Annotated in this window: 16 protein-coding genes; 11 read left to right on the plus strand and 5 right to left on the minus strand. The window is 62.3% G+C overall.

The annotated features are described in order from the left end of the window. The 4 genes from ACLP9N_RS09730 to ACLP9N_RS09745 form a co-directional block, all read left to right on the plus strand. Nucleotides 1-1744, plus strand: a 1744-nt coding sequence (locus ACLP9N_RS09730; RefSeq protein ID WP_442407209.1) for a hypothetical protein, incomplete at its 5' end; no start/stop codon positions are given. Next, on the plus strand, nucleotides 1731-2465 hold the full coding sequence (locus ACLP9N_RS09735; RefSeq protein ID WP_442407210.1) for an SGNH/GDSL hydrolase family protein: 735 nt from the start codon (nucleotides 1731-1733) through the stop codon (nucleotides 2463-2465). The genes ACLP9N_RS09730 and ACLP9N_RS09735, both read left to right, overlap by 14 nt. Then, nucleotides 2462-3844, plus strand: coding sequence for a hypothetical protein (locus tag ACLP9N_RS09740; RefSeq protein ID WP_442407211.1), 1383 nt, complete (start codon nucleotides 2462-2464; stop codon nucleotides 3842-3844). The genes ACLP9N_RS09735 and ACLP9N_RS09740 overlap by 4 nt, the downstream gene beginning before the upstream one ends. 28 nt (nucleotides 3845-3872) lie before the next feature. Beyond that, nucleotides 3873-5174 carry a hypothetical protein gene (locus tag ACLP9N_RS09745; protein ID WP_442407212.1) on the plus strand — a complete coding sequence of 434 codons (1302 nt, stop codon included), beginning with the start codon at nucleotides 3873-3875 and terminating at the stop codon, nucleotides 5172-5174. A 61-nt stretch (nucleotides 5175-5235) separates the two neighbouring features. On the opposite strand, the gene ACLP9N_RS09750 is transcribed toward ACLP9N_RS09745, so the two are convergent. Further along, nucleotides 5236-6336: a phosphotransferase family protein gene (locus ACLP9N_RS09750; RefSeq protein WP_442407213.1), complete on the minus strand. Its 1101-nt coding sequence runs from the start codon at nucleotides 6334-6336 to the stop codon at nucleotides 5236-5238. 286 nt (nucleotides 6337-6622) lie between these two features. Here ACLP9N_RS09750 and ACLP9N_RS09755 point away from each other — a divergent pair, with 286 nt between their 5' ends. From ACLP9N_RS09755 to ACLP9N_RS09775, 5 genes are all read left to right on the plus strand, one after another. Continuing rightward, nucleotides 6623-7663, plus strand: coding sequence for an alpha/beta hydrolase (locus ACLP9N_RS09755; RefSeq protein WP_442407214.1), 1041 nt, complete (start codon nucleotides 6623-6625; stop codon nucleotides 7661-7663). 686 nt (nucleotides 7664-8349) lie between these two features. Then, nucleotides 8350-9372, plus strand: coding sequence for a GDP-mannose 4,6-dehydratase (gene gmd / locus ACLP9N_RS09760; protein WP_442407215.1), 1023 nt, complete (start codon nucleotides 8350-8352; stop codon nucleotides 9370-9372). Nucleotides 9373-9378: 6 nt separating this feature from the next. Further along, nucleotides 9379-10350, plus strand: a complete 972-nt coding sequence (locus tag ACLP9N_RS09765; protein ID WP_442407216.1) for a GDP-L-fucose synthase family protein — start codon at nucleotides 9379-9381, stop codon at nucleotides 10348-10350. A 188-nt stretch (nucleotides 10351-10538) separates the two neighbouring features. After that, the gene (locus ACLP9N_RS09770) at nucleotides 10539-11114 is read left to right on the plus strand and encodes a putative colanic acid biosynthesis acetyltransferase (RefSeq protein WP_442407217.1); all 576 of its coding nucleotides are present in this window, start codon (nucleotides 10539-10541) and stop codon (nucleotides 11112-11114) included. After that, on the plus strand, nucleotides 11111-12364 hold the full coding sequence (locus ACLP9N_RS09775; protein WP_442407218.1) for a WcaI family glycosyltransferase: 1254 nt from the start codon (nucleotides 11111-11113) through the stop codon (nucleotides 12362-12364). The genes ACLP9N_RS09770 and ACLP9N_RS09775 overlap by 4 nt, the downstream gene beginning before the upstream one ends. A gap of 16 nt (nucleotides 12365-12380) precedes the next feature. Here ACLP9N_RS09775 and ACLP9N_RS09780 read toward each other — a convergent pair whose 3' ends face one another. The 4 genes from ACLP9N_RS09780 to ACLP9N_RS09795 all read right to left on the minus strand — a co-directional run bounded on the left by ACLP9N_RS09780 (nucleotide 12381) and on the right by ACLP9N_RS09795 (nucleotide 14888). After that, nucleotides 12381-12590, minus strand: coding sequence for a hypothetical protein (locus ACLP9N_RS09780; protein ID WP_442407219.1), 210 nt, complete (start codon nucleotides 12588-12590; stop codon nucleotides 12381-12383). A 140-nt stretch (nucleotides 12591-12730) separates the two neighbouring features. Further along, on the minus strand, nucleotides 12731-12970 hold the full coding sequence (locus tag ACLP9N_RS09785) for a hypothetical protein (protein ID WP_442407220.1): 240 nt from the start codon (nucleotides 12968-12970) through the stop codon (nucleotides 12731-12733). A 4-nt stretch (nucleotides 12971-12974) separates the two neighbouring features. Then, the gene (locus ACLP9N_RS09790) at nucleotides 12975-13379 is read right to left on the minus strand and encodes a hypothetical protein (RefSeq protein ID WP_442407221.1); all 405 of its coding nucleotides are present in this window, start codon (nucleotides 13377-13379) and stop codon (nucleotides 12975-12977) included. 330 nt (nucleotides 13380-13709) lie between these two features. Then, on the minus strand, nucleotides 13710-14888 hold the full coding sequence (locus tag ACLP9N_RS09795; protein ID WP_442407224.1) for a glycosyltransferase: 1179 nt from the start codon (nucleotides 14886-14888) through the stop codon (nucleotides 13710-13712). A 633-nt stretch (nucleotides 14889-15521) separates the two neighbouring features. Here ACLP9N_RS09795 and ACLP9N_RS09800 point away from each other — a divergent pair. After that, nucleotides 15522-15734, plus strand: a complete 213-nt coding sequence (locus ACLP9N_RS09800) for a hypothetical protein (RefSeq protein WP_442407222.1) — start codon at nucleotides 15522-15524, stop codon at nucleotides 15732-15734. Between the two features lie 44 nt (nucleotides 15735-15778). Beyond that, the gene (locus ACLP9N_RS09805) at nucleotides 15779-15916 is read left to right on the plus strand and encodes a hypothetical protein (RefSeq protein ID WP_442407223.1); all 138 of its coding nucleotides are present in this window, start codon (nucleotides 15779-15781) and stop codon (nucleotides 15914-15916) included. The last annotated feature ends 152 nt before the right edge of the window (nucleotides 15917-16068 follow it).

Genomic DNA, 16068 nt, shown 5'->3' on the forward strand with positions numbered 1-16068 from the left:
TTTCCGAACGGCGGTGGGGGTCGCGGTTGGTCTCGTGACAGCGACCACGTTCGTCACGGCGTTGGCACTGCTCCGGTTCAAGCCGTGGGCCACGCCGACCGGCCCCTCGAGACCGGACCGCCGCCAGCGGGTGGCACCGTATTCGTCGCATGCAGCGGGGGCTGTCGCCGCCCCCAACGACCTTGTGCAGGTCGGCATGCCACGACCGCTGCCACTCGCGACAAGGCTGCGCCTGGGTGAGACGACACAGGTGAACGGGGCGCTTATCGCGCTGTTCGTTTTTGCCACGATGGCAGTGTTCGCCCCCGTAGCGATCATCCGCGCCACCGGAATTCCCACTCACGCGTCCTGGTTGTGGTCGCTTCCGGCGATAGCAATCTCCGCCGCACGGTTCGCCTTCTTGATAGGCAAGGGTGAACAGCGGCTGTTCGAAATGATGTTCTGGTGCTACAGCTACATTTTTCTGGGCTTGGCCCCACTGGCTCAGCTTCGACTAGACTTCTGGCCCCTCACCGTTCCCCGCATCGACGGCACCTACGTCGCCGCGGCCGGGCTGATCGTCCTCGTCGGATGTGGCGCATTCCTCGCCGGGGCCGGTTTTGACAGCGTCGGGTCAGTGCGGCGGCGTCGGAACGCCGAGCGCACCTATGACGTCGTCAAGCAGGTATTAACCATCAATTACCCACGCACCATTGCGCTTTCCGTGATTGCCATTGTCATCGACATCTACTTCCTCTCACACCTCGGCTGGACCATCTTTCTGCAGAGCCGTACGGAAGTAGCTATGGGCCAAAACGATGCCTGGGGGCAATCCGCCACATTCCCGATCATGCGAGGGGCTGCTGCGACGGCACCGCTCGTAGCCTTTCTAGCGCTGATACGCGTCCGTAGAGAAGCGAAGAGCGCACGTATGAGGGGCGAGAATATCTCCTCAATTGTCATGCGCAGCAACATGGTGCTGCTCGTCGTCGTAGGTATTTTCCTGGCCGTCGTTATGAACCCGATATCCAACCCGCGTTACTACTTTGGCACGGCATTCCTTTCCGTCGCCACCGCGTTTGGACTATTTGCTACGAGGCAGCGTTTCCGCTTTACCGCGTGCGGGTTTCTGGTCGGGATGCTCCTGATCTTCCCGCTCGCCGACGCATTCCGCGGCAGCAGCGAGGGTCAGCTGAAGTCGACGAATCCCATCCAGTCGCTGCTGACAGGTGATTACGACTCCTTCGCGCAATTGATGAACGGATATCTGGTTGCCGCGCGGGACGGAATTGTGCCTTTGAAGCAATTCTCCGGTGTGCTGCTTTTTTGGGTGCCAAGGACTTTGTGGACCGCCAAACCGGAGGACACGGGGGGATACATCGCGGAGGGGCGCGGCTACTTCTTCACTAATTTATCTGCACCCTTGTGGATCGAGTTCTATCTGAATGGTAGCTGGGTGGTGCTCGCCGTCGGAATGTTCGCCCTGGGCTTCGCCCTGCATCGCTGGGACACCCGATTGAACGCTGAACTCAACCTCTACCGAATGCCAGGTCTGCTTGGATGCATTCTGCCGTTCTACTTGATGATTCTGCTGCGCGGCTCGTTTTTGCAGGCCACTACTACCCTGTGTGCCACTCTGGCGTTCTCAGCTTTCGTTTCGCAGCGAAAGAAGCCAAAGGCGCGACCTCGTGCGCCCGACGTCGTCCCCGAACTACTGCCCGGGTTGGGCGGGGAGCAGCTAAGGGCCGATTATGTCTGCGCGTAACACGCTGCGCGGCGCACGTCGCGCAATCAATGTGACTGTCGTCGCGGTGTTGGCGTCGAATGTCGTCGGCCTGGCCTACTGCGGGTTGCACAGCACCGAGCCCCCGCACGGCCAAGCCGAACCTCACCACGTCGCGCCGTTGGCCTCAATGATGTTCGACTACAAGCCCACGTTGCTCGTCGTCCGCGACTCGTATGCCATCATCTATCCCGATTTGGTCGCCGACCGCATGGACTGGAGTTTGGCCCTCGATGGCCGAGACGGGACCGGCTTTGTCCGCAGCGTCGACATGCACAATCCTGAGCGCGTCCCGTTCATTGATCGCCTCGATGGCGATGTGGCGACCTACCGCGTCGACTACGTCCTCATCGACGGCGGTCGAAATGACCTCGGCGAACCACCGGAGCCGGTGGTGGCGGCAGCCGATGAGTACATCAGGAAGGTTCGCTCGGACTGGCCGAAGGCCAAGATCGTAATCATGCTTCCCGCCTCCGCCACGGCGGATGAGACAGCAAACTATCCCGCCGTGGCGGACGGACTTCGCCGCACGGCCGAAAGCGTGGGTGCGTACGTGATCGATCCCGTGGCGCAGGGCTGGTATCGCGACATCGATGTGAAGCCACTGCTGGGGCAGGACGGCACCCACCTCAACGGCAACGGTGAGACCTACTGCGCCAACAAGATCATCGAGAACCTGAAGCTAATGGGGTTCGGATCATGACGGATATGGTCGCGTTGCTCGCCCTCATGCGCAGCAAGTCCTTGGTGCTGATCACATGGACCTTATTGGGCGCTGCCGCTGCCGGCCTGATCAACTTGATGCTGCCGGTGGTCTATGAGGCAACCACGAAGATTGTCATCGCGACGCCGTACTGGAACGACTCCACCGCGGTTATCCCCGATGAAACAGCGGGGGATGCGGGTGGGGGCTACGCCACGCAAAACTCGCAGACATACGGTGACGAATTCACCCAGCAGCGCATGGGGAGCTACGCACGGCTGGTGTCAACACCGCTGGTCACTGACCGCGTTAAGGAACGATTGCGGCTGGGCCAGTCCGGGGAAGACCTCGCCAAGAAGGTAACCGGCCGCATGGTCCCCGACACGGTGGTATTAGAAGTGCTGGCCCAAGACGCCTCCCCGGTGAAGGCGGCGATGATCGCCGATGCGACTGCGCAGCAAACCATCGACGTCATCAAAGAACTCGAGCGCCCGCCCTATACCACTGTGTCTCCGGTTCAACCGGTGCTCACCGAACCGGCGTCCGTTCCGTCATATCCCCTCTCGCCGCGAACACTGCCGAACATCGCGTGCGGAGCGATCATCGGGTTCCTGTTGGGGTTGGCCTGGCTCGCCGTGTATGCCGCCCGGCGAGAAAGCCCGGAGCTAGTGCGATTCCGGGGCGACGGCACCCGTACCGGTGAACTCCCGGGAGTGCTCGGTGTGCTCACTGCCGAGGACCACCTAACTCTCGACGAGGTCCACCACGACGCCAAGCTGCTTCGCTTGGAAATTGCCAACCGCCTAACTGAGGCCGAAGCTCACTCGTTCGTGATCACATCGCCCCGGGCCACCCCGGCGACCAGCATTCTCGCCGCGTTAATCGCGACCGCCTTCACGGAAGCAGGATCGCCCACCGTCGTTGTATGCGCCGATTTCACCGCCCGACACGACGACTCGACCGTCGGCCTGGGCGACCTGCTCTGCACACCGTTGGCTCTGGACTCGGCCATCCAGTCGGACGAACAGAGCGGAATCGGCTGGATTCCGGCGGGCACCGCGCCAGCAAATCCGACAAAAGAACTTACCGGCTCGAAGATGCGCAACCTTCTGATCGACCTGTCCCGTCGTTACCGGTATGTCATCGTGGTCGGCCCGGCGGTACTGGAGTCGGCCGATGCCGTCGACATGGCGAGCCAAGTCGGCGCATCGATCCTGGTCGACCCGGTGCCGCAAACCGCCGCGGCGGAGCTCCGGGAAAGCGAAAGGCTGCTCGGCTTAGCCCAGGGCATGTGCCTGGGACGGGTGGTTGTTGCCGATCGGGAGTTCACAAAGCATGTCGAGATGCCGCAGTTCGATCCCCGACGTGAACCCGTATGAGTCAGTCAAACAACGCGAGCGGAGAACAATGGAGCTATTGACAAGAGGCTGGGCGAGGTTCCGGCAGCGATGGCCGATCGTGTTTGCGTGCCTGGCCGTCGCCGTACTTGGTGTGACGGTCTACCATGTCAGCGCCGAAAAGAATTACGTTGCGACCACCGAGTTGTTCCTCCGGGCCCCGGATGTGAAGACGTCCGTGGGTGCATACCAGGGCGATCTGTTCTCCCGGCAGAGGGCGCAAACATACGTCAAGATGTTTCACAGCGAAGAGCTGGCACAAATGGTGGTCGATAAGCTTGGCCTGAATATCACGGCACAACAGCTTGCGTCCAAAGTTTCAGCGACCCCGGTGAAAAGCACGGTGCTGATCGATGTTTCAATCACCGATAGCAATGCCCAGCACGCGGCCAATATCGCCAACGGATACGGCGACGTCCTGGCCACCTACATTGCCAAAATCGAAAACGTCGCGGGTGACCCGAGAGTTGGGCCCCTGGTTAAGGTGGTGACCAGGGCGGATCCGGCCAGCGCCAAGGTTTCTGGATATCCGACGTCGATGGTCGCGTTCGCGGCTCTCACCATGGCCCTGCTCGTTGCGGCCAGCTTCATCTGGTTCCTTGAACGCTTCGACAACAAGGTGAGGTCGCGACGCCAGGTCGAGGAAATCACCGGATGTGACATCGTCGGCAAGCTGCCCAAAACCCGAGCGCTCGGTTCCAATGGCGACGTCGGCGAAGCATTCGAAGAATCCGAGGAATTCAAACAGGCGGCATTGCGACTCAGCCTCAATGTCGACTCCGTGCTGCAGCGTATACCCAGAATCAAAGCCGAAATCCCACCCGTCGTCGCGGTTATGGCCGGCCATCGCGGAGACGGAAGCACTGTTGCGACGCGGGCGCTTGCGCGAGCGTTCGCCGAACGTGGACGTGCGGCAGGTGTCGGGAGTTTGGACGCGCCCAACCGGGAGTTGGAGGAGGCCAAGCCGGTTGTTGCGGGATCTGCTTTAGCGAAGACGGGCAACCGAACCGATCCGGTGACAACCGTGTCGTGCTCAACAGCAGCGCTGGCTACCGAGATCCGCGGTCCCGACACCTTGCTCCTCGAGAGCGACGTCATCCTGATCGACACACCTGCGTTCCACGAGTCGATCGATGCCCAACTGGCGCTCTCCGCGGCGGACGCCGTGGTACTTGTCGTGCGGCCGATCGCTAACACGACACTTTCGCTATGTCGACTGGTCGCCGCGATGAAGGCGATCGACATACTGGTGCTTGGTGTTGTCGTCAATCAGGCGACGGAGTCCTCGACGATAGAAGGGTTCTACCTGTGATGGGGTTACATCCAGCCTGCGGATCGTACTGGAGTCACTGAGCTTAAAAGACGAACGCCGTTCAGCCGTCGCATGTGCCCAAGAAGTCGAATACGGCGGCATAGTTAAGCACCGGAGCCACGGTGGTGGCCCAGATGTGGTGGTTTCGATCGGTGGGCCGCTTGCGGCACAAGTCGACAGCATGGTGCAGCCAGGTCAGCAGAATGGCAATGCGCTCGTCGACGCATTCATCGATGCGTTCACGGTCGCCACTGTCCGTGTTCGATCGGTCGCGTGCGGCACGCAATGCATTGCGCTCGTGGTCTGAGAGGCCGCCTGCCCGTAGCCGCTCAGTGACGACCGTGCCTAGATCGGCTCGCTCCACCTGGCAGCTCGCGGTCAGGATCATCAGGTACTCATCGATCAGCGCCAGCCGGCTGGGCCCAGCCCCGCCCCAGTCCACAATGCCGGTGACTGGGCCCTGCACGCCCGCCACTCGAACGTTGCGTGGGGTGTAGTTGCCGTGCGTCCAGCTCACCCGCATATGTCGGCGGACGAAGGCCTGCCGCAGTATCGTTTGGAGCCGGTCCACCTCGGGAACTAGGCGGGGATCGTGCCGTCGGCACAGCTCCGTCAGGCACGCGAGTGGTTCGATGACCCACTGCCGTAGCAAGCTAAAGTCGTCGACGACCACGAACGTGGCAGTCCGCCGGTGCAGCGGTGCGATGGCGCTTAGGGCCGCAGCGGTCAGCTCCTCGGCCCGATCCGGGTAGCGCGCCAGCACGTCGGCCAGCCCTATCCCCGGCAGATAGGACTCTACGGACACGGTCGCATCGGTGCGCTCGTCGAAGGTCAGGGTCCGCGGCAGCAGTTCGCGCCATTCTGCGTCGAGTCCTGGGTGCAAGGCCAGTTCGGCGAGCGCGCGCGTCTGCCTGCGCAGTTCCGCGGCTCCCAGCACGCTGCGGGCTACTTTCAAAACCGCTGCGGTCGGTCCTTGCTCGGCACGCAGCAGGCTGAGCCGAATAACCCGGCTGACGGTCTCATCTGCGATGGTCGATGGTCTCAGGCGAGAGCGAGAGAGCACAGCGAGCAGACGTTCGGTTGTTCCCGTGGGTCGTGTCGGCTGCAGCGCCTGCATGCCGTATCCCAATTCGGTTGAGTCTGAGGATGAAATGCTGGTCATGTTTCGGCTGTCAACCTATGCGTATCCGTCAGATCCCTGGTCCGAGTCCGAGACGCTACCTCGGCTGGAGACTACTAGTTTGTTAACGAGCTTCAATGCTATCTTATGGCATGAATATCCGCTACTGAGGTGGATTGTCGGTATATAAACATGGCGGGCGCACCCGACCTAGTCGCTGCTGCCCGCCTCGTATGCCGCGGTCGAATACAGTGCCCGAGGAAGTCACTTCGCAGTTCACACGGAGGCAGCCATAACACACAAGCGGCCCAAAGCCCGCCCTCTCGCGGTGAAAAACGCCGCGCGTGGCGTCGGTGTCAAGGTCATGCCGTGGATTCCGCCCTGGCTGAAACGCCTCCTGACCGGCGGCAGAAGGATCACCATCGACGGCAACACTCTTGACGCCACGCTTCAGTTGATACTGATCGCCCGACGAAGCACGCGTACTGGCGGTCTCTCGGCTGATGGCGATCCGGAAGTTGCCCGCGCCTTGATGCGGAAATCGCATGCGGCGATGAACACCCACGTAGCCGTCCCCACCACCGACCTCACGATTCCCGGCCCCGACAGCCCCCTTCGAGCGCGACACTATCGACCGGCCGTCGCGGAGGCGGCCCCGCTACTTCTCTTCTTCCACGGCGGTGGTTTTGTTGTGGGCGACATCGAATCCCACGACGGACTGTGTCGGATGATTTGCAGAGACGCCGCGATACACGTGTTGTCGGTGGACTACCGGCTCGCACCCGAACACAGCGCCCCGGCTGCGGTCGACGACTGCGTCGCGGCCTATCGATGGGCACGTGAACACGCCGCCGAACTGGGCGCTGACCCGTCCCGAATCGGCGTTGGCGGTGACAGCGCCGGCGGAAACCTGGCAGCCCTCGTCGCGCTGCGTAGCCGCGAAGAGGGTATTCCGCAGCCGACGCTGCAAGTGCTGCTCTATCCGGTCCTCGACCTCTCCGCGAAGACCCGGTCGCGCACCTTGTTCTCGGACGGGTTCTTCCTGTCCAAGCTGCAGGAGGAGCGGAACGTAGACCTGTATCTGGGCGGCACGGGCCTTGCAGCCGACGATGCACGGGTATCGCCGTTGAGGGCCGCTGATTTATCTGGATTGGCCCCCGCTCTAGTGCTCACCGCAGGATTCGATCCACTGCGCGACGAGGGTAACGAATACGCCGTGGCCCTACGCTCGGCCGGCGTCACGGTCGATCATCGGCAGTTCGATGCACTTACGCACGGCTTTGCCGGTATCGCCCATTTTGGAGGCGGAAGCGCGGACGCCACCGCGGCCACCATCTCTGCCATCCGGGCCCACCTCAGCCACGGCTGATGCGCGTCTCTCCCTGTTACGCCAACCGAATTGAAAGTGGCAAGCTGTTCGAGCCGGGGCCATCTCGCGCTCAATGCACCGTTAGCCGTCCGCCACACAGCATGTGTGCTGCTCGCATAAGTTCCGGACGAGCGAGTAAGAGCACTGGGTCCATCACAGGGGCGCGGCACCGCTGAGCACGACCAGCTGACGTCAGCATCGCGATCCGCGCGCCCACTCCGTGACGCCGCCAACGGTTCCCAACCGCATGTCTGGTTGCGAACACTTAGATACTGCGCGTATTCGATTCGACTTGCATCCATCTAAAAAGTATGTAATATTGCTGATATCTGGATCAACGGTTTCGGGTGGTTCGCTGTTCGATCGCCCACGACAAGGAAGACGAAAGTGCTGGGCGATGTCACACGACGTGCTGGCGCTCCCTCGCCAGCGCCTGGTATCGGCCGGGAATCGTGGCACGTAGCCCGCGGGCATCACATTGACACCCATGGCGGTCGATGTGGCGAATGCCGTTCGCGCCGTCAGTCGCCCTCGCCGCGGCAATACGATCTCGGAACTTGGGACCGGGATCCTGTTGCGTGCGAGCGAACTTTAAGACCGCGCTGGCCAGAGAGGGAGCCTGTTTAAATGACCGACAACACCCCGTTTGACGACGCCGCGGAGACTCGGCTGCGGAGGAACAATTCATGAAAAAAGCCTTGATTAGCGGAATTACCGGCCAAGATGGCTCTTACCTGGCAGAGCTACTGCTGCGAAAAGGGTACGAAGTACATGGTCTGATCCGCCGTGCGTCCACTTTCAACACCCACCGTATCGACCATCTCTATGTCGATTCTCACCAACCGGACGCCAGACTGTTCCTACACTATGGCGACCTTAGCGACGGCACACGTCTCGTCACCCTCTTGTCGAAAATCGAACCCGACGAGGTCTACAACCTCGCAGCTCAGTCCCATGTTCGCGTCAGCTTTGACGAGCCCGAACACACCGGCGACATCACCGGGTTGGGTTCGGTCCGTCTCCTCGAGGCTCTCCGCATTGGCAAGGTGAATTGCCGGTTGTATCAGGCCTCCAGTTCGGAGATGTTCGGGGCGTCTCCGCCACCGCAAAACGAGCAAACCGACTTTTATCCGCGTTCACCCTACGGTGCGGCAAAGGTCTACGCCTATTGGATGACGCGAAACTACCGTGAAGCGTATGGAATGTTCACGGTTAACGGAATATTGTTCAATCACGAGTCGCCACGCCGTGGCGAAACGTTTGTGACTCGAAAGATCACGCGCGCCGTGGCCCGGATCAAGGCTGGGCTCGACCAGTACGTTTATCTGGGAAATCTTGACGCCATCCGCGATTGGGGATACGCACCAGAGTATGTGGAAGGCATGTGGCGGATGTTGCAGGCGGACGAGCCCACTGACTACGTGCTGGCTACCGGCGATGCCTACACGGTTCGCGACTTCGTGGAAGCGGCGTTCGCCCACGCGGATCTGGATTGGACCGAACACGTTCGATTCGACGATCGCTATCTAAGGCCGACGGAGGTCGATGCGTTAATCGGCGACGCAAGCAAAGCGGAGCGAGTTGTCGGGTGGCGGGCGTCGGTGAGGGCTCCGGAGCTGGCACGGATCATGGTCGACGCGGACATCGCGGAACTGAAATGCGCCGGCAGCCCCCGGATCGACACGCCGGTCCTGCTGGCCTGGAGTTGAGCCGCCGTGGGGGACAAGCGATTTACACCCGATCCGTTGGACCGGAACGTACCGGTATTCGTGGCCGGCCATCGGGGAATGGTTGGCTCGGCGATTTGTCGCTACCTCACGACACAGGGCTTCGCCAACATCCTTACCCGCACACACGAGGAACTCGATCTGACGGATCGGCGTGCGACGTTCGCGTTCTTCCGGGAAGCAAGGCCGCAGGTCGTCGTTATGGCGGCGGCCCGGGTCGGCGGGATCCTGGCCAACAGCACCATGCCTGTCGACTTCATCTCTGAAAACCTGCAAATCCAAGTCAACGTTCTAGACGCGGCTCTCAGTCAACGGGTGAAACGCCTTTTATTCCTTGGGTCTTCGTGCATTTATCCCAAATTTGCCTCGCAGCCGATCACTGAGGATTCCCTGCTTACCGGCGCACTCGAACCGACCAACGACGCATATGCGATCGCGAAGATCGCAGGAATCATCCATGTCCAATCCGTGCGTCGCCAGTATCAGCTTCCCTGGATCTCGGCAATGCCGACGAACCTCTACGGGCCAAACGACAATTTCTCGGAAAACACCTCCCACGTGTTGCCTGCATTGGTCCGCCGCTATGACGACGCGAAGACTTCTGGTCAGCGGATTGTCACCAACTGGGGCAGTGGAACGCCTCGGCGCGAATTTCTTCACGTTGACGACATGGCCTCGGCATGCCTGCACCTGCTGGAAAACTACGACGGGCCAAGCCAGGTCAACGTCGGCACCGGGACCGATCTCACAATTCTCGAGCTCGCCCAAAAAGTCGCTCACGCAGTGGGTTACACCGGAGAGACACGCTGGGACACGAGTAAGCCCGACGGCACGCCGCGAAAGCTGTTGGACGTCAGTCTCTTGAGTGAAACCGGCTGGAAAGCTCGAATTTCCCTAGACGAGGGAATCGCCGACACTGTCGATTGGTATCGGACTCATCATGCCTGGACAACGGTGTAGCGTGGCCGGCGCAGCACCACTTAAATCGGCTCGAACGACTACCGGAGCCGTCCTCGTTATCGCCGGCCTAATCTCGACCGGTTATCACAACACGGATGCGACCGATCCCAAGGCACCGCACCGCCGGCGAATTCTCAGGTTCGCCGCTGAAGAAAGCTGCTGGTAAAGGCATGGTTGCGGAGAACCCGATGACTCAACAACGCGAATCAGATCTGCGCCCGTCGCCGGGCGCGCGCTTCTCGCTACGAGACTTCACCGGTGAGGGCCGTCCCAGGGGCGTGCCATGGCCCGTGCACATGCTATGGCTGCTGGTCTCGCCCCTCACCATGCAGTGGTGGTGTCCTAACCGGCTTCGAGTACTCGTACTGCGCGGGTTCGGTGCCCGAATCGGAACCGGCACACTCATAAAACACGACGTCAAAATCGACTGGCCCTGGAAATTGGAGATCGGAAACGACACCTGGATTGGTGAATCGACCTGGATCATCAACGCCGAGCCGGTGGTCATCGGATCGAATACCTGCATCTCTCAAGCAGTTCTGCTATGCAGCGGCGGCCACGACAGATTCAGCCCCACATTGGAGTTCGACAATGCGCCGATCTTCATCGGAGACTCGGTGTGGATCGCCACGCGGGCGACGATACTGCGTGGAGTCCGCGTCGCCGACGGCGCGACAGTCGGCGCCACTGCGTTGGTTACCCGTGATGTCCCGGAAGCAACCACGATCCTGGCACCGCGCGGCCACACGAAGGTGGAGTCGTGAAGATCAAAATCGTTGGAATCAATTACTTTCCGGAGTTGACTGGGATAGCTCCGTATACCACGGGGATGGCGGAAGGGTTGGCCGCATGCGGGCACAACGTCAATGTGGTCACCGGTCTGCCGCACTATCCGGAATGGCGGATCTACGACGCATATCGCTCTAGGCGGTCATACCGGGAGATCGTCAACGGAGTGACGATTGACCGGTTGAGGCACTATGTACCCCGCAACCCCAGCCCGCGCAACAGGATTCGCATGGAAGCGAGCTTCGCCAGAGCAGCGCTGGTCAGAAAGTTCGACCGGCCGTCGGTTGTCATCGCCGTGAGTCCGGCGCTCTTAGCGACGGCTGGCGTCGTCGCTGCCGCCCGACTGCGAAGAATACCCGTTGGAGTCGTCGTCCAAGATCTGTACGGCAAGGGAGTTGTCGAGACCGGTGCGATGGGCGGTAAGTCGGCTGACATGGCGGCGCAATTCGAGGCGAGGGTGTTGCGCGGGGCCTCGGGAGTGGCTGTCATCCATGACCGCTTCGCCACCAGCCTCAACGCGTTCGGCATCGACAACTCCGCATTGACGATTATTCGTAACTGGACACATCTCGGTGTCTCGGATAGTCCGACATCCGACGAGTCGATGAAGGTACGTCGACAATACGGGTGGGGTGTTGATGAACTGATTGTCGTGCATGCCGGAAACATGGGGGTCAAGCAGGGCTTGGAGAATGTGGTTGCCGCCGCCAGGCTGGCCGCCACCGAGATGCCAGCAGGAACGATTCGGTTCGTCCTGCTCGGCGATGGAAACCAGCGGCGCAGACTCCAGCAGGACGGAAAGGGTATTCCCTCGCTTGAGTTCATCAATCCATTGCCGGACAAGGCATTCCGCGATGTCCTGCACACGGCGGACGTTCTGCTGGTTAATGAGAAGCCGGGTGTGGGGGAAATGGCTGTGCCGAGCAAGCTCACTACCTACTTCACGACCGGCAAGCCGGTCGTGGCCGCAACAGATCAGTCGAGTGCTGCCGCCGGTGAAGTCCGGGCCGCCGGAGCCGGTGTGATTGTCGCGCCCGCCGACCCGCGTGCCTTGCTCGACGCAGCGCTGACCATCGGCAGAAACAAAACCGCGGCCAAGCATTTCGGGGAAGCGGGCAAGCGGTACTCACGGGAAATGCTCGACCGCGGTAGTGCCATACGCCGCTACGAAATATGGTGCAACGAACTGGCCACCTCTTCGTCGGAACTGGTCTGCCGTTCATGACATGGCGTGCTGGGGTTTAGAGCTCCCACGCCATCGACCGTCCGAAGAAGCGGCCGATCCGCTCGTCGCGAATCACGACGGCCTTGCCGTCTGGCTGCACCAAGCGCACTGACGAATCGCCGCGCCACAGCTCGTAGCGCATCGGGCCGGTGGAGTTCGACGCGTCGAAAAGTTCGGCGGCTAGCCGCTCCTTGGTGCCCCTGGACGGCCATACGTCGACCCCCACGAGTTGTCCGTCGCCACGAAGTGCACTCCCAGGTTGGGCCGGACAGTCGAGGACATCATGTCGGGTAGCGGCCCGTCGGCGATGATCATCCCCACCGCGGAATGCTGGTCATGCTGGTCACCGGCGGGAGGAAACCCGGCTTACACGCCCATGCGCCGAACCAGCTGTGGCGACTGGGGTTCGAAGTAGGTGGCCACCCCGTCGGTCAGCGACGCCCCCTGCGTCAGCGCGCCGTTGACCACAGCGGGCGGCGCGGTGGGACCGCCCAGCGTCAACACGCGCAGGTGCAGGTACTGCCAGGAGATCGGCGTAGCGGCGCGGAAGTTGACGGCGTAGGGCGCGCCGTCGGGGCCGGGTGGCGCGCCGGTGCTTCTGCCCACCTACTCACCTGCCGTCCACCTCAAACATGTGATCGTCGAACGGTTTCACCGGGTGAATGTGGAAGTGGTCGCCCTGATACCAGGCCCCGTACCGCAGTTCCCGGATGAACTTGGAGGGCGTCCCCCCGTAGAGGCCCGGCTTCATCTCCGCGTCGTCGCGCTGCTTAGCCAGCACCGTCCCGGCGGCCAGCACTGAGTACGGTGGCACGACCGAATTTTTGAGCAGCAGGCAGCGCGTCCCGGTCTGCGCGTACTCGCCGACCATCACCCTGCCGACCGTCGCAACCGACTGTTCCAGGTCGAACTCGTGACTCTGCACGATCGTGCGCATGCCGGCGACCACCGCGTGATAGCCGATGACCACCTGCCCCGAGCAGTCGATGTAGTGCCGGTATGTCAAAAGGCTCATGTCGTGCATGACGAACGCACCCACCTTTGTCGCTGAAACGCTGGTACTCCGGCGCAGCAGAGATTTGGTTGTAGCGTCCGATGCGCACCCGGGAGCCCAGATTCACCCGTGAAAGCCCCTTAAACAGATTGAACGGGTCGATCACCGTGCCTTCGCCGACGCGGAACCTGCCACAGCCGATGACGAGGTTGGGGCCGATGATCGCGTCGTCGGAGATGTCATTTCCCAGCTTGCGCAGCGCCCACGTCTTCAGCGACGAGGTTGGCAGCAGCCACGCAAAAAGCGACAACCAAGGATTCGGTCGGCTGTTGTCACTGTGGGGCTGGGTGCTCAACCGTGGGATTCCTCTCGTCGGGCGGGATGAATGGCCTTTGTCGTGGTGGTGGCCGCTCGATACCTGCCTTCGAGAGTGTCGGCCACCGCGTCGATGCTGAACTTCTCGCGCACCGCGGCCAGCGCGTGCCGGCCCATCCGCTCAGCCAGCGTCGGCTCGGATGCCAGCCGCTGCATCGCCTCAACCAGCGCCTGCGCAGAGTCGCCGGGCACGACGATGCCGGCGCCGTAGTCGCGGACGGCTCCGGCTAGGCCGTTGCTGTCGGTGACGATGACGGGCTTACCAGCGGCCATCGCCTCGAGCACCGTCATTGGGAATGGTTCGTCGACCGACGGCAGCACGTAGGCGTAGGCAGCGGCCATGCGTGCCGAGATCTCCTCCGGCGCAAGGGCTCCGGTCCAGCGCAGTGCGTCGGCGCGGTGGGGGTGGCGGGCGGCGAATTCGGCGATGGCCGAGCTGACCGCCGCGCCGTCCCCTTCGTCGGGCCCGACCAGCGTGAACGACGCCTGCAACCCGGTCGACAGCAGCGCGGCGGCCGCGTCGACGAACACCGGCGCCCGTTTGCGCGGATGCAGCCGCGCCAGAAACAAAAACTCCGGGCCGTTCGAAAGGCTGGCCACAGCCGCCGCGGGTGGCAGTGCGATGCCATTGGGCAGCAGGTCGATTCGGCGTGGCGCACCCAGCACCGCGGTCAGCTGGCCGATCTCTTCGGTGCGCAGCGCGAACACGGTGGCCGCGTGGCGCAGCACGCGGCGGGTGGCCAGCCGGTCCACCGCCCGCTGCGCGATTCCGCTGCGCGGGATCACCATGCCGTGGGTCTGCACCACATACGGGCGTCGCCGTCGGCGCGCGATGACGGCGGCGGGTAGGGCCACCCCGTCGCGGGCCAGGTGCACGTGCACCACGTCGAAATCGCCGACGTGGCGCCACAGCCAGCGCAGCATCGACGGGGACCACAGGTAGGACATCGGCTTGGAGCCGGCGACGCGCCGGGTCGGGAAAAGCCGCACCGACGCCGCGCCCATCCGCGAGGTCGACAGCGGCAGGTCGGCGCTGCCGCCGACGAGCAGCGTGTCGTGGCCACGCGCGTGCAGCGCCTCGCACTGGTTTACCGCCACCCGCGTCGGCCCGCCGAACGCGCCGACCCCGGAGACCAGCGTCACGACCTGCAGCACCCTCAACGCGTCAACCTCGCCGGTCCACCCGCACTCGCTGCGGCGCCTCGTCGCCGTCGGCGCCGAACGTGGCCGTCACCGGCTGCCCACTGTTTAATGCATGCACGTATACATACCTTCCCATTGCGTCGCCGAGCAGCCAGCCCTCAGACCCTGTGCACGCCTCCACATACCGCGCCGCATTGAACTCTACCCATCGCACGCCGAGGTTTTGGCTGAACTGACCGCATTGGTCGCCCCGTCGGGAAAGATAGGAGCAGGCAGGGCGAAGGTCTTTATACTGCCGCGGTCGACAACCAGGGTCTTCTACGACGCTTCTACCCCGGGGCGAATATCGGCGGGTTCAGTCACGTGGACGGCATGATTTCGTTCTATATCCAGATCGCCGCCGTGCTGAAGCCCACCGACTGCGTGCTCGATTTCGGCGCGGGTCGCGGCGAGCCGCTGCTCGACGACGACAACTCCTACCGGCGGGGCTGAGCAATCTTCAGGGCCGCTGCGCCCATGTGGAGGGATGCGACATCGACCCGGTGGTGCTGACCAACCCGTTCTTGGACCACGCGGAGGTCATCGAGCCGGGAAAGCCGTTGCCATATCCGGACAATAATTTCGACATCGTATTCGCCCGTTCGGGTGTTCGAGCACATCGAGGACCCAGAATGGCTTGCGCGGGAATTGCTGCGCATCGTCAAACCCGGGGGCTTGATTGCGGCTTTCACCCCGAACAAGTTCGGCTACTTCGCCGTGGCGGCCAGAATGGTGCCCAACAGACGGCACGTCGGCGCCCTCAGCAAGATTCAGCCGGGCGAAAGGCAGAGGTCGTCTTCCCCACCCATTACCGGCTGAACACCGCCGCCCTCCTGCGGAAGGCGTTCGGGGAGCACGCCCTTGTGTTTGTCAGCTACGTGTCGTCGGAGCCGGCGTACCACTTCGGAAAGCCACTCGTCTACCGGGCGGTCAAGTGGCTCAACAAACACCTGCCCAACTCACTGCAGCCGGTGATTCTGGTGTACATCCGCAAGTACTAGTGGTGTGTCCGGCAATAAAATGGTGATAGGTTGGGTACGATTTCGTCATGAGACCACCCGTGCCTGCGTTGGAGATGTCGACAGGACAACGTGAGGTGTTGGAGTCGTTGGCTCGGTCGCAGTCGGGAGTGCATCGGGAGGTGGTGCGGGCC

Origin of the sequence: Mycobacterium sp. (assembly GCF_052144515.1) — a bacterium.
Classification (GTDB): Bacteria; Actinomycetota; Actinomycetes; order Mycobacteriales; family Mycobacteriaceae; genus Mycobacterium.